Annotated in this window: 12 protein-coding genes; 4 read left to right on the top strand and 8 right to left on the bottom strand. The window is 60.2% G+C overall.

Going from position 1 to position 14,111, the window contains the following annotated elements:
* Nucleotides 1-11: 11 nt before the first annotated feature.
* The 5 genes from HQN82_RS01425 to HQN82_RS01445 all read right to left on the bottom strand — a co-directional run bounded on the left by HQN82_RS01425 (nt 12) and on the right by HQN82_RS01445 (nt 5,373).
* Nucleotides 12-1,517: an inorganic phosphate transporter gene (locus HQN82_RS01425; RefSeq protein WP_006699491.1), complete on the bottom strand. Its 1,506-nt coding sequence runs from the start codon at nt 1,515-1,517 to the stop codon at nt 12-14.
* A gap of 161 nt (nt 1,518-1,678) precedes the next feature.
* Nucleotides 1,679-2,119, bottom strand: a complete 441-nt coding sequence (locus HQN82_RS01430; RefSeq protein ID WP_034495984.1) for an NUDIX hydrolase — start codon at nt 2,117-2,119, stop codon at nt 1,679-1,681.
* A gap of 287 nt (nt 2,120-2,406) precedes the next feature.
* Nucleotides 2,407-3,153, bottom strand: a complete 747-nt coding sequence (locus HQN82_RS01435; RefSeq protein WP_112767085.1) for an HAD-IIB family hydrolase — start codon at nt 3,151-3,153, stop codon at nt 2,407-2,409.
* Nucleotides 3,150-4,496 carry a glycosyltransferase family 4 protein gene (locus HQN82_RS01440; RefSeq protein ID WP_004440158.1) on the bottom strand — a complete coding sequence of 449 codons (1,347 nt, stop codon included), beginning with the start codon at nt 4,494-4,496 and terminating at the stop codon, nt 3,150-3,152. The genes HQN82_RS01435 and HQN82_RS01440 overlap by 4 nt, the downstream gene beginning before the upstream one ends.
* A gap of 103 nt (nt 4,497-4,599) precedes the next feature.
* Complete coding sequence (locus HQN82_RS01445; protein WP_113380340.1) at nt 4,600-5,373, bottom strand: FadR/GntR family transcriptional regulator; 774 nt, start codon at nt 5,371-5,373, stop codon at nt 4,600-4,602.
* A gap of 288 nt (nt 5,374-5,661) precedes the next feature.
* Here HQN82_RS01445 and HQN82_RS01450 point away from each other — a divergent pair, with 288 nt between their 5' ends.
* Entirely contained in the window at nt 5,662-6,936 is a 1,275-nt protein-coding gene (locus HQN82_RS01450) for a DUF3422 domain-containing protein (RefSeq protein ID WP_173614466.1), read from the top strand.
* Between the two features lie 3 nt (nt 6,937-6,939).
* Here the strand turns inward: HQN82_RS01450 and HQN82_RS01455 are convergent, their stop codons facing one another.
* Nucleotides 6,940-7,839, bottom strand: coding sequence for a LysR family transcriptional regulator (locus tag HQN82_RS01455; RefSeq protein ID WP_004440165.1), 900 nt, complete (start codon nt 7,837-7,839; stop codon nt 6,940-6,942).
* Nucleotides 7,840-7,944: 105 nt separating this feature from the next.
* On the opposite strand from HQN82_RS01455, the gene HQN82_RS01460 reads away from it, so the two are divergent.
* From HQN82_RS01460 to glcF, 3 genes are all read left to right on the top strand, one after another.
* The gene (locus HQN82_RS01460) at nt 7,945-9,378 is read left to right on the top strand and encodes an FAD-linked oxidase C-terminal domain-containing protein (RefSeq protein WP_112767086.1); all 1,434 of its coding nucleotides are present in this window, start codon (nt 7,945-7,947) and stop codon (nt 9,376-9,378) included.
* 202 nt (nt 9,379-9,580) lie between these two features.
* Entirely contained in the window at nt 9,581-10,795 is a 1,215-nt protein-coding gene (glcE, locus tag HQN82_RS01465) for a glycolate oxidase subunit GlcE (protein WP_173614467.1), read from the top strand.
* A 3-nt stretch (nt 10,796-10,798) separates the two neighbouring features.
* Complete coding sequence (gene glcF / locus HQN82_RS01470) at nt 10,799-12,100, top strand: glycolate oxidase subunit GlcF (protein WP_173614468.1); 1,302 nt, start codon at nt 10,799-10,801, stop codon at nt 12,098-12,100.
* 232 nt (nt 12,101-12,332) lie between these two features.
* Here glcF and HQN82_RS01475 read toward each other — a convergent pair whose 3' ends face one another.
* Both HQN82_RS01475 and HQN82_RS01480 read right to left on the bottom strand, forming a co-directional pair.
* A complete protein-coding gene (locus HQN82_RS01475) occupies nt 12,333-12,992 on the bottom strand; it encodes an outer membrane beta-barrel protein (RefSeq protein ID WP_173614469.1) in 660 nt (219 codons plus the stop codon).
* A 263-nt stretch (nt 12,993-13,255) separates the two neighbouring features.
* A complete protein-coding gene (locus tag HQN82_RS01480; protein ID WP_004440174.1) occupies nt 13,256-14,032 on the bottom strand; it encodes a L,D-transpeptidase in 777 nt (258 codons plus the stop codon).
* Between the last annotated feature and the right edge of the window lie 79 nt (nt 14,033-14,111).

Here is a 14,111-nt window from a genome sequence, read left to right on the forward strand (position 1 = left end):
ATTTTTCGGCTTTAGAGAAAGAGGAAGGACATGAACCAGTAGAGCAGCGCGGCGAGCGCTGCACTGGAGGGAACGGTGACCAGCCAGGCGGCGATGATCGTCATGAAGTGGGAGCGGCGGACAAGATATCGGCGGCGTATCTCCGAAGGATTGTCGGCATATTTGTCAGACCGGCGGGGTCGGCCGTCACCAACCTGGACCAGATCCTGCCGCCTGCGGGACGATTGCGTGTACCATTCGCGGAAAAAGCCGACGCCGAACACCGCGCCGATCGCCGTATGGGTTGTGCTGACTGGCAGGCCGAAACGCGAGGCGACGAGAACGGTGAGCGCAGTTGCCACCGAAACGCAGAAGGCGCGCATCGGGTTGAGCTTGGTGATCTGCTCACCGACGAGGCGGATGAGGCGCGGGCCATAAAGAAGGATACCGCAGGAGAGCCCGAAGGCGCCGACCAGCATCACCCACAGCGGCGCACGTGCAGAGGTGCTCACCGCCTCGTCATGCAGGGCCCGCACGATGGCCACGACAGGCCCAATGGCGTTCGAAACGTCATTAGCCCCATGCGCGAAGGACATCAGGCCGGCGGCGAGAACGAGCGGCCACTGGAACAGGATGCGAAGCGACTGGTTGCGGTTTTCCAGTCCTTCCGACTGCTTGCGGATGATCGGCACGCCAAGCCGCCAGACCACAAGCCCGGTCACCAGCCCAATCAGGCTGGCGTGGCCAAGCGACACATGCATGAGCTGCCGCAACCCGACCCAGATGAGATAAGCCGTAAAAACACCCGCCATCAAACCGATGAGGACCGGCACCCACCGCTGCGCCGCGCCAATCTTGTCCTCACGGTAAATGATGAATTCCTTGATGAAAGCAAGGATGATGATGGCTATGGCGGCGCTGATGAAAGGCGCGAGGACCCATGCGAAGGCGATGCTGCCGAGCGACAGCCAGTCCACTGCTTTTGCTCCGTAGGCGGCCATGCCCGCGCCCGCGACTCCGCCCACGACCGTATGAGTGGTTGAAATCGGTGCTCTGGTCCAGGTCGAGATATTGACGAGAAGGCCGGCGGCGAGAAGCGCAGACAGCATTGCCCAGGAGAAAACGGTTCTGTCGGGAATGGTCTCGATGTTGATGATGCCGCTGGAAATGGTTTCGACGACATTGCCGCCGGTGATCAGCGCCCCCGCAATCTCGCAGATCGCGGCGATGATGAGCGCGACGGCAAGCGGCATCGCCTTGGCGCCGACCGCGGGGCCGACATTGTTCGTCACGTCATTGGCGCCGATATTGATTGCCATATAGGCGCCGATGGCGACGGCGGCGATGATGATGACGGCGCCCGAAGTGCCTACGACAAAAGCGCCGGCGAAGACCGCCGCCAGAACGACGAACATGAAGCCGGCGCCAAGGCCCGCAAGCTGCTGTGTGACATGCAGCGTCGCTTCTTCGACACGGGTAATCTTGTCGAGATCCTTGTCGAGCGTCGGCTTCATGTTTGATGGCGGCTTCAATGCCATTCAGACCTCGTTTGCCAGCATTCCCTTTCGTCCGGCAGTGTCGCAGGTTGAAGGCAATTTACAGAAAGACTGTTACATCTCGTACATCTTTCCAAAAGGAAAGACGATAAAAGCCGTGTTGGAAAAACAAACTGCAAATTGCCACACCTGGGGCGGCCGCACTATTTTGAATGCGTCATCCGTTTGTCGAAAGCGAGCATCAGCGCTTTCAGTTCCGGCTCGTTGACCCGTCTGGTCGCCTCCTGGGGGCTGACCCATTCCAGTCGCCTGGATTCCTTTTCAGGAAAGCTATCCTGCATTTCGGAAACTTCGAGCAGATGCACCTGAACCCTGCATGGCACATTGATGCCGCTGTTCAGTTTTTTCTCGTATTCGTAGTAACCGAAGGGGGCCTTCTCCACCGTGCCCTTGACGCCTGCTTCCTCATAGGCTTCCTGCTCGGCTACCGCATGGGCCTTTTTATGCGCCATGGGCCAGCCTTTGGGAATGACCCATCGTCCCGTGTCCCTGCTTGTCAGCAGCAGCACTTCAGGCCCCGGATTTTTCTTGGAGAACCGATAGCAGAGCGCCGCATATTGCTGCCGCGGCGGTCTGCGCAACATCAAGCCAACATCTGTCGCCAATCGATTCAAAATCTTCAATCCGAATAGGTCCTTCTTTGCCTGCCTATGATAATTGCTAATATAGATATCCCGTAAATTCCGCCAATCCCCCAACCTCCATAACCCACTACTGTCTTCACGCTGATGAAGCCTGCGGAAAAGATGATGCGGCAGATTTGCGAACAAAGTTTCGACCGGGTGGTTCCCTGGCCAAACAGCCCGATTGCGGTCTCACGGATGCGTCCTTTTCACACCGTTCGCAACCAAAGCATCGATAACGGAACGCTTCAGGCGGGGCGCAGTCCCCAATGGCGCAGGCCTTCAACCACGCCGTCCGCTTCGGACGCGCCCGAGCGGAAATAACGGCTGTCGAGATCAGCCAGCGATACAAGCTCCGGCAGGGCATTGCCGACAATGACGCCACGAATGTCCGTTAACTCGAACATCGCCCGATCATTGCCAGTATCGCCTGCGACCACTGATTCGTCGAGGCCGATACGCAATTGTCCACATAACCATGCGAGCGCCGCGCCCTTGTCGGCGGCCTTCGGTAATATATCCAGATCGCGCCCGCTGGAATAGACGATCCGGGCTTCGATATCGGCCTCAATCAGCGCAGCCTCGATATCGGCCAGTGCCGCTTCATCTGCATCATGCAGGAACCAGCTGGACTTGAGGCCATGCTGGTAACGCTCCTCCTGCATCGTCACGCCCGGAACAGCGCTCATTACATCGGCAATTTTCTCCGGGTCGAATCCGGTGCCGAGGGAATGTGTGTAGGCGCTCTCCAGGTCGCTAGGCTCCTTGGCATGCAGCATGGTGCCGACCCCGCCGATGATGTAATCAGGTCGGGGCAGCGGCACTTCTTCCAGAAGGGCAAGCTGGTCATCCACCAGCCTGCCGCTGTTGAACACCAGAACCGGACGGCGATCGTCCGGCAATGATTGCCAGAAATCCCGGAACCGCCGCGTGGCGTCATTATCGCCCACGACGGTGCCGTCGAGATCCGTTGAAAAAAGGCGAAGCGGTCTCAATCGCCGTCATTCCATGGTTCGGCCCAGTCGGCTTCCTCGAGGACCGGCATCATGGTCCTGCCTTCCACCACGGCCAGAAGCTGCTGAGCAATCCCGGTCCATGTGAAGAGGCTGCGCGCCTTATGCGCGCCCATGCGGGAGAGGCGTCCATAGAGTCGCTCGTGCTTGAACGGCTTCATCATGGTGATGCCAAGATCCTCCTTGTCGAAAGGATCGGCGAATAACGCATGGCGACCATAGCTGACGGCTCGGAACAATCCGCCGTGAATGGTAACAACGGTCGGTGTGCCGCTTGCCATCGCCTCGATGGCCGTCATGCCGAAGGGCTCGTAGCGGCTGGACAGCACGAAGAGATCGGCCGCGCGATAGATGTCGGGCAGGTCTTCATCCGCGACATAGCCGGAGAATACCACCTTCTCCTCCAGTCCGAGCGATTTCACCCGCTCCTTGAGCTGGTTGAGGATGGTGGTTTCCTGCTCGTCCATGTTCTCGCCGCCCACGGCAAGATGCAGGCGGGCCTCCGGCTCGCGCTCGGCAAGAACCGAAAAGCCGTCGATCAGCAGGTCATAGCCCTTGTTGGTAGCAAGTCGCCCGAGCGCCAGCACCACCTTGCCTTCAAATCCGAAACGCTGGCGTATCATCTGCCGTGTCGCATCCGATACCGGGAAAAAGCGGTTGTCGTCATAACCCGGCGGAATCATGTGGATGTGCTTGCGCTTTTGCCCGTAGTCTTCAATGAGCACGTCGAGCTGCACCGGCGTGGTGGCGATCACCATGTCGCAGCTGCGGTAGATGATGAGTTCGTGCTGGATGCGTTCCTTGAAATTGAATTCCAGTTCGAACGTATCGGCCTTTTCCGGATAGTCGGTTTCCATCTGGCGTTTTTTCCAGATGCCCAGCGAATGCGGCGTATGCAGATGCGGGATTTTCAGCGCCTCGGAAAGCCGCTGACCGGCGACGCCTGCGTCCCAGTAGTGGCTGTTGATGAAGGAATAGTTGAGATCGTTTTTCTTGATGAAACGCAGGGCGTTTTCGCACCATTCCATCAGGTGGCGGTGCAGATACTCCTTGGGAATGAAGTCACGCCCGCCGCAGGGAATGCGCACCACGCGGACGCGCTCATCGACCTCGTCGAATTCCGGCTGGTCTTCGAAGCGCCGCGTATAAAGATCGACGGTATAACCGAGTTGGCCGAGTTTGCGTGCAAGCTCAAGCACATAAACCACCTGCCCCCCGGTATCAGCCGCGCCCAGTGGCGGATGCGCGGCGACATAGCCATGCGTCGATATGAGAGCTATCCGCGGATAGCGTTCAGTTTCGCTCGTGGTTGTCATGGGTCCCATCTTGGTAAATTTTTCCAATTAACCCGATAAAAAGACCGAAGAGCACAAAAGGTTCCATCAAAACCTGAATAAAATGGATTGCGTATTTCGCCTGAGGGCGTTTTTAACTACTTCGCTGCTGCTGCCGCAAACGGGAAATCCGGTCCCATTCCCGCGCCTGATGCGCCCTGGATGTCGTCTCAACGATGAAGTCGATGTGGGCCTCTGCCGCCGCCCGTGCCGATGCCGGATCGCCGGCGACGATGGCGTCGTAAATGGCGACATGCTGTCTCAGCACCTCGTCATGGGCGCCTGCGATACTGAAGATGATGTGGCGATTATAAAAGATGTCATCGCTCAACAGCCGGTAGCAGGAGCGAAGCGTGTGCATAAGGACAATGTTGTGCGCCGCTTCGCCGATGGCGTTGTGAAACTCCACATCCCCCGCCAGTTCCTCTTCGAAGCGGCCTGCCTCGTGCGCATCGCGCATCCGGTTGACAATGGCGGCAAGGTTGCGCCTGTCCGGTTCTGTCGCCCGCTGCGCGGCAAGTTCGGCGGTCATGCCTTCAATATAACGGCGATATTCGAGAAAATCCCGCGTCGCCCGGCTGTGGCGGGTGATCAGCGCGCTCAAGGGATCGGAAAAGACCGCCCCGACAATATCGGCGACATAAGTGCCGCCACCATGCCGGCTCACGAGAAGTCCGCGGGTTTCGAGTTCTTTCAGCGCTTCGCGCAGGATAGGCCGCGAGACGTCGAGTTTCTGCGCCAGTTCCCGCTCGCCGGGCAGCCGGTCGCCATCGCGCAATATGCCGTCGAGTATCAGTTCTTCGAAACGCAAGATCACCTCCTGCGATGTGCGGCTGTGCTCGATGCGCGCAAAAAGCGTTTCGTCCATCGCAGAAGTCTCCGGCGAAATCCGCCCGTGTTTGATATCGTATAAAGTATCAAGCAAGTCTCGCACTGGTCAAATATTCTGTCCAGTTCTCTCGCTCGCTGTATCAATGCCTGCGGCAACACGGCATCTGCCTTTTTGAATTGGCTTTTGTTAAAGCGGTCCCGACAGGGGCACTACAGCGGATTTTTCTGTCAGGTGGATCAAAACAGTGACATCGGCGTCGATCGTGGTGTTGTCATCACAATCGATGCCTTAGACATCAGCCATAAAAGCGGGGACGATATCGCAATGGCAAAGGGTAGATTTGCATTCGCAAGCGCGCCGGAACGGTCGCTGGCATTGGGCGAGGTGCATGCGCGGCCGACGGTGCTGCTTGCCCCGTCGCGCATCATCATCCAGCTTGCCTTCATGATGGATGGCGGCTCGGCCGTGCACCATTCCGTCATTGCGGAAATGTCGCGCAGCCGCGGTGTTGCGCCGCCGGAACGCGATGCGCGTCACCACGCCATGCCGTGGGGGCAGGGGACATTGCGCTGGGAGCGGCATACCGAATTCTCGACCTGGTTCTGGGATGGCCCTGCGCCGGAAAAATTTGGCGGGGAGATTGCCGGCGATCCCTTCGGTGACGGCTTTTCGCCGCCCGGCTCGCTGATCTCGGGCGTGCGGCTGGAAATTCGCCCGGAGAGTGGTTTTACCTCGCAGGCGGAAACAATCTTCGAGCCGACCAGCCTCTGTCATAGCGATGTGCGCGACGGTCAGGCGGCCATCCTCACCGATTTCAGGCAGGATCGCGACGGGCTGACGCAGATATTGGTGATCGATCGCGGCCTCAGCGATTACAGCCGCGGCGCGCTGGTGCAGCGGCTGCTCGATATCGAAACCTATCGCACGCTTGCCATGCTCGGCCTGCCGATGGCGCAGACGCTCTCGCCGGAAATCCGCCGCATCGAGGATGGCTTGACGGGCATCACCCAATGCATGAAAAACGGCGCGCGTGACGAGGCGGATGCGCTGCTGGCCGAAATGACCCGGCTTGCTGCGGAACTCGAAGCCAATGCCGCCCTCAGCCTCTATCGTTTCGGTGCCAGCCGCGCCTATGACGGCATCGTGCGCGAACGCATACGGGCGCTCGCGGAAACGCCTGTTCATGGCCATGAGACGATGGGCAGTTTTCTGGAGCGGCGCATGGCGCCGGCCATGCGCACCTGCCAGTCGGTGGAAGAGCGGCAGGCCAACCTGTCGCGCAAGCTCTATCGCGCCACGGCTCTGGTTCGAAGCTGGATCGATGTGGAGCTGGAACGGCAGAACACCGTGCTGCTCAATACCATGAACAAGCGCGCCGCCATGCAGCTTCGCCTGCAGCAGACGGTGGAAGGCCTGTCTGTCGCCGCCATCTCCTATTATGTCGTCGGGCTTATCGGTTATCTCACCAAGGCAATCAGCCATAATGTGTTGCCGGTCGACCCGGCCGTGGTCACCGGCGTTTCTGTGCCCTTCGCCGTGCTTGGCGTCTGGTGGGTAGTGCGCCGCATCCGCCGCTCTCATGCGGAGGGCGGGCACTGAGTGTCAGCCCTGCTCCCAATAGGGCGACGGCCCATAAAGCGCGGCGAGATAATCGATGAACAAGCGCACTTTGGCGGGCAGGAACTGTCGGCTGGGATAAACCGCCGAGAGTGTGACGTTACGCGACCCTTCATAACCGGGCAGCACCTGCACCAACTTCCCGCTTCGCAATTCATGGCCGATATCCCATGTCGAACGCAGCGCAACACCAAGCCCTGATATCACCGCCTCACGGATCACCTCGCTCGAATTGGTGACCAGCATGCCTTCAGGCCGAATGCTGAGCGCGCCGCCCGGTCCCTCCAGCCGCCAGATGTCATTATTGTGCGCCGGCAGGCAGCGATGTTTCTTCAGATCCTCGATCGTATCCGGCATGCCATGCGCGGCTACGTAGTCGGCCGAGGCGCAAAGCACGCGCCGCACCGGTGCCAGCCTGCGGGCCACGAGGCTGGAGGAGTTGAGATCGGCGATACGGATCGCCAGATCGTAACCGCCCTCGATAATATCGATGAACTCATCGCTCAGCACCAGATTGACTGACAGGTCCGGATGCCGCTCCATGAATGTCTTCAGATGTGGCGCGATATGCATGCGCCCGAAAGAGGTGGGTGCGGAAACCTTCAGCGTGCCGTTAACGGTATTGGCCCGGCCGGAGACGAAATCCTCCGCCTCTTCCAGCCCTTCGAGAACAGCCAGCACCCGTTCGTAAAAGCCTTGCCCCGCTTCGGTCAAAGAGATTTGTCGCGTGGTGCGCTGGAACAGCCGGGCACCGAGCTTTTCTTCCAATCGCTTGATGCGCTTGGAAATGACGGCGGGCGAATAACCAAGCTCCTTGGCAGCAAGCGACATGCTGCCGGAGGCGGCAACGCTGGCAAAGACTTCGAGATCACCCAGATTTGTCATAGTTGCCCTCGATTGTTTCCAGAATGGAAAAAATCCATAACATTTGATTGCGCAGCTTCAAAGTGGTAAAGAAACAATACCAGTTATCGGCACGGAGGAGCGGCGGTGACGCAGCCTATAAAGTTTCTGGAGCCGCGCGCTCAGGTCTTGGCGGATCGCGAACGAATTATCGCCGACCTCAAGACCGTCCTGCCTGATGACTGTCTTGTGCACGAGCCCCGCGAACTCGTGCCTTTCGAGACCGATGCTTTCGTTTCCTATCGCCGTCTGCCGCTCGCCGTCGCTTTGCCGAGAACGACGGAGGAGGTGGCGGCTGTCATGACATATTGCCATCGCTCCGGCATCCCGGTCGTGCCGCGCGGTGCCGGCACCTCGCTTTCCGGCGGCGCCATCCCGCAGGAAGACGCCGTGGTAATCGGCTTGTCGAAGATGAGTGCGATCCTTGAGCTTGATTTTTACAATCGCACGGCGCGGGTGCAGGCGGGCGTAACCAATCTCTCCATCTCCGATGCCGCAGGCGCGGAGGGTTTCTTTTATGCGCCCGACCCCAGCTCGCAGCTTGCCTGCACCATCGGCGGCAATATCGGTATGAATTCCGGCGGCGCGCACTGTCTGAAATATGGCGTCACCACCAATAACCTGCTTGGCGTCAAGATGGTGCTGGTCGATGGCACGGTGCTCGAGCTGGGCGGCAAGCATCTGGATGCTGCAGGTTACGACCTGCTCGCGCTTGTCTGCGGCTCCGAAGGCCAACTCGGTATCGTGACGGAGGCAACGGTGCGCCTCATCGCCAAGCCGGAGGGCGCGCGCCCGGTGCTGTTCGGTTTCGAAACCTCCGAAGAAGCGGGCTCCTGCGTCGCGGATATCATTGGCGCGGGCATCATCCCTGTTGCCATCGAGTTCATGGACAAACCGGCAATCGAAATCTGCGAGGCCTTCGCCAAAGCGGGATATCCGCTTGACGTCGGTGCGCTTCTGATCGTGGAGGTCGAAGGCTCCGAGGCGGAAATGGACGCCATGCTGGCCGATATCGTGGCCATTGCCCGACGACATGGCGTGAAGACGGTGAAGGAATGTCAGTCGGCAATGGAGGCGGCGGCGATCTGGAAAGGCCGCAAATCCGCCTTTGGCGCAACGGGTCGTATCGCGGATTATATCTGCATGGACGGCACGGTGCCGCTCTCCCAGCTTTCCCATGTGCTGAAAAAGACGAGCGAAATCACCGATCGCCTCGGCCTGCGCGTCGCCAATGTCTTCCATGCCGGCGATGGCAACATGCACCCGCTGATCCTGTTCAACGCCAATGACCCTGACGATGCGGCCCGTGCGGAAGAAGCGGGCAACGAAATTTTGAAGCTCTGCGTCGATGCCGGCGGCTGTTTGACCGGTGAACATGGCGTGGGCATCGAAAAGCGTGACCTGATGCGGCACCAATATGGCGAGGCCGATCTCGCCCAGCAGATGGCGGTGCGGGCAGCCTTTGACGAGGGCTGGCTGATGAACCCTTCCAAGGTGTTTCCGCTGGAGGGGAGGAGTTGATGGGCGCTGGTTTTATGATGTTGCAGGGTGTGGCTTACCCCCCTCTGCCCTGCCGGGCATCTCCCCCTCAAGGGGGGAGATCGGCAAGGGGCGAACACCCTGCCCATGGAACGGGTGAGTGCGGCATATCGATCTCCCCCCTTGAGGGGGAGATGCCCGGCAGGGCAGAGGGGGGTATCACTTGCTCGAAGGCAACAATCGCATGCTGACGCCCTACGCAGAAACCCAGGTTGCCGACATCATCCGCGATCATGCCACGCGCAAAACCCCGCTGAAAATCTTCGGCGGCAACACTCGCTCCGGTTTCGGCAATGCGGTGACGGCGGAGACCGTGCTGACCTCCCGTGCGATGAACGGTATCGTTTCCTACGTCCCCGCCGAAATGGTCATGACTGCCAAGGCTGGCACGCCGCTCGCAACTGTCGAAGCGGCGCTGGCAGAAAATCGCCAGATGATGGCCTTCGAACCTATGGACCATCGCCCCATCATGGGCACCCATGGCGAACCGACCATTGGCGGCGTCTTTGCTGCCAATGTTTCCGGTCCGCGCCGCTATGTGGCGGGTGCGGCGCGCGACAGCCTTTTGGGTATCCGTTTCGTCAATGGTAACGGCGAGATCATCAAGGCCGGCGGCCGGGTGATGAAGAATGTCACCGGTCTCGATCTGTCGAAGTTTCTCGCTGGTTCTTTCGGCACGCTTGGGTTCCTCACCGAAGTCACATTCCGCGTGCTGCCGAAACCGCCCGTCGAAAAAACCGTTGTCGTGTCCGGCCTCGATGACGAGGCGGCGACGCGCATCATGGCGGCGGCGATGGCGATGAGCGTCGAGGTCTCCGGCGCGGCGCATCTGCCTGAAAGCGTGCGCTCCCGCTTTATCGATGGCGCCTTGCCGGAAGGACCGGCCACCATTCTGCGTCTGGAAGGCCTTGCGGCTTCGGTGGAGGCCCGTACGGCTAAACTCCTGTCGGTCATGGATCGCGTCGGACCCTGGGCGCTGCTGGAGGGCGACGAAAGCAGCCTTTTGTGGCGGCAGGTCCGGGATGTCGCGCCTTATGCCGGCCAATCCGCCAAGCCGCTCTGGAAAGTCTCGGCAGCGCCTTCGATGGGCCACCAGCTTGTTGCGGCGCTGCGCATGGAGGCAGGCATCGACGCCTTATATGACTGGCAGGGCGGCCTGGTCTGGATGCAGATGGAGGCGGACCCCGAAGCCGATCTGCTGCGCGGCGCAATCCGTGCGCTCGGCGGTGGCCATGCCACGCTGATGAGGGCGAGCGATGCTGTGCGCGCCAAAGTCGCGGCCTTCGAACCGCGCCCGGCGGCGGAAGCACTGCTTTCCGCGCGTATCAGGGAGAAGCTCGATCCCGTGGGCATCTTCAATCCCGGCAAGATGGCCGTAACGATGGAAAGGGCCGTCTGAACCATGCAAACATCCTTCACGCCTGAGCAGCTGGCCGATCCACATGTGGCGGAATCCGAAAAAATCCTGCGCAAATGTGTGCATTGCGGCTTCTGCACTGCCACCTGTCCCACCTATGTCACGCTTGGCAACGAGCTGGATAGCCCGCGCGGCCGCATCTACCTCATCAAGGACATGCTGGAAAACAGCCGTCCGGCCGACCGCGAGGTGGTCACCCATATCGACCGCTGTCTTTCCTGTCTTGCCTGCACCACCACCTGCCCCTCCGGCGTGGATTACATGCATCTGGTCGATCATGCCCGCGCCCATATCGAGCAGACATACAAGCGTCCCTTCATGGATCGGCTGATCCGCAATCTTCTGGTCGGCATATTACCCCATCCTGCCCGTTTCCGGCTGGCCCTGCATCTGGCCCGTCTGGCACGGCCTTTCGCCGGTCTTTTTGCAAAGGCTCCTGCGCTGAAACCGCTGCAGTCCATGCTTGCTCTCACACCGGCCGCGGTCCCTCCAGCGTCGGCGTCAAGCCGCCCGGGCGCGCGACCGGCCGAAGGTGAAAAGCGCGGGCGCGTCGCCATTCTCACCGGCTGCGCCCAGCCGGTGCTTGATCCCGGTATCAATGAGGCGACGCTGCGGCTGCTTACGCGGCTCGGTATCGAGGTCGTTGTGCCGAAAGGGGAGGGCTGCTGCGGTTCGCTGGTGCACCACATGGGCCGGGAGGAAGAGGCGCTGGCTTCTGCTCGGCGGAATGTCGATGTCTGGACGCGCGAGATGGAGAATGGCGGTCTCGACGCCATCATCATCACAGCGTCGGGCTGCGGCACCACCATCAAGGATTACGGCCATATGCTTAGGCTTGATCCGGCCTATACCGAAAAAGCCGCGCGGATATCCGCGCTTGCGAAGGACGTTACCGAATATCTCGCCACCCTCGATCTGCCGCAACAGCAAAGCCAGGGGCTGACGGTCGCCTATCACTCCGCCTGCTCAATGCAGCACGGTCAGAAGATCACGCTTGCGCCGAAACAACTGCTGAAGGCGGCGGGTTTTGCCGTGCGTGATCCGGCGGAAGGGCATCTCTGCTGCGGCTCGGCCGGAACCTACAACATCCTGCAACCGGAAATTTCCGGCAAGCTCAAGGCGCGCAAGGTGAAGAACATCGAGGCCACGCGGGCAGATGTCATCGCGACAGGCAATATCGGCTGCATCACGCAGATCGGAACCGGCACGGACATGCCGATCCTGCACACAGTGGAGCTTTTGGACTGGGCTTATGGCGGGCCGAAGCCGGCGAGGCTCTCGGTGTAGAACGCCGCGCACCAGTAAAGCCCGTCGTGCATGAGAAAAGATTCGCCTGAGCGTCGTCGCTCTCGTTTCCTCATCCCTGTGCTCGTCACGGGGATCCAGCCAGTCCTTGGGCCGAGAAGATTCTTTCCGTCACGCAGACGCGCACCGCCCAGATTCCTGTGACAAGCACAGGGAATGAGGGTCAGGGGATGCCCACCGGCTGCCAGGATGCGCCCCGCTTCCCAAGCCACCACTAGAACTTATACGCCACACCGAAATTCACCGCATTGGTAATGATGTCGGTCTTCAACGAGCCGCCGTTGTCAATATCGACATCGACGAAGGAATAGGTGCCCTTATATTCCACGAAGGTCGACCAGCTGTCGGTGATGCGGTAGCTGAGGCCGGCCTGCGCCTGCAGCGTTGCGCCGCCGAACTGGTATTCGAAAGTCTTGCCCGAAGGGCGGTACACTTCCACATGCGGCACGTTGATGCCGACGCCGGCGCCGACGTAAGGGGTTATCGGCAGGGATTCCAGCGGAAAGCGGTAGAGCGCGTTCAGCGTCAGTAGGTTCAGGCCGTCGGTGAATTCGAAATGCGACCAGCCTGAGCGGGCAAGCGTCTGGTCATCGGCATAGACCTTGTCATGGGTGAAATCGAGCGAGATACCGAAATTCCGGAGCTGACCCTCATCGAACCAGTAGGTGCCGCGCACGCCCCAGTAGGGCGGGTTGGAAAAGGACTTGCCTTCCCATCCGGCGCGGAAATCCGGACCGTCGGAAACTTTCACATCGCTGTGCGGTGCGCTTTGCCAGCCGCCGTAACCGGAAATTTCGAATTCGCCCGCGATTGCGGCAGAGAAGGAAACGCCGCTGAAGAGCAGGGCGCAAACAAATGAAGTATCGCGCGGCATGAAGTGAATCCAGATTGATATCAGTAATTCACCAAACCGTTTTTTGATAACATTTGAATGACAGAAACGAAAAACGGGCGGTCGATTGACCACCCGCTTTAAGGCCGTTCCGTCATCCCCCTGAGAGAGGTTCGGCGCCTGGCGTCCCCCGCCAAGTCTCATTCCGCTGAAGTGAGCCGGATTGTACCGCCGCAGGGCGGTAACTCAAGCGGATAAGCCGATACGCCCGTTCCGAAGCGGCCGGAAAGGCTGAACCGTTGCCGTCATATCACAATGACCTTGGTTCCGACGTTGACGCGCTCATAGAGATCGGTGACATCCTCGTTGCGCATGCGGATGCAGCCGGAGGAATTGTTGCTGCCGATCGTCCAGGGCTGGTTGGTGCCGTGGATCCGGTAAAGCGTCGAGCCGAGATACATGGCGCGCGCGCCCATCGGGTTGGCGGGGCCGCCTTCCATGAAGGCCGGCAGGTAATGTCCTTTTGCCGCCTCTCGGGTGATCATTTCCTTCGGCGGGGTCCAGCTCGGCCATTCCGCCTTACGGGTCACCTTGTGAGTTCCAGCCCATTCGAAACCGGGCTTGCCGACGCCGACGCCATAACGCCGGGCCTTGCCATCAGCAAGCACGAGATAGAGGAAACGGTTCGGCGTATCGATGACGATAGTGCCGGGTTTTTCATTGGTCGGATAGGTGACGATCTGCGGCAGGAATTGCGGCGCGATCTGGGTACGCACCGGCGCATTGGGGCGTACGGCGGCATTCTGCACCCGTGCCGGGCGCTGCGATGTGACGCCGGAGCTGGGGCGCTGCGGCATTGCGGCCTGGCGCTGCTGGAAGAACGGCTGGCGTGCGGCAGGTGCGCGCGGATAGACAACGGGGCGCACGTTGCCGCGGCCGCCGAGCTGGGTTACCCATGGCGCGGAAAGATCCGGGCTGACGACGACGGGCGGACGCTCGCGATAACGTTCATTGGCCATGGCGGCAGGGACGGCGAGGGTGGAAACAAGGCTCAGCGCCAGGAAAACGGACTTCATCGTCATCGGGTGGACTCTCTCTGCGGGACGTCGCAACTATGGATTTGCGGGATCATTCTCCCGCTTTGCCGAACACGTTCGCACC

It is taken from the genome of Agrobacterium pusense (assembly GCF_013285525.1).
In the GTDB taxonomy this organism is placed as follows: Bacteria; Pseudomonadota; Alphaproteobacteria; order Rhizobiales; family Rhizobiaceae; genus Agrobacterium; species Agrobacterium pusense.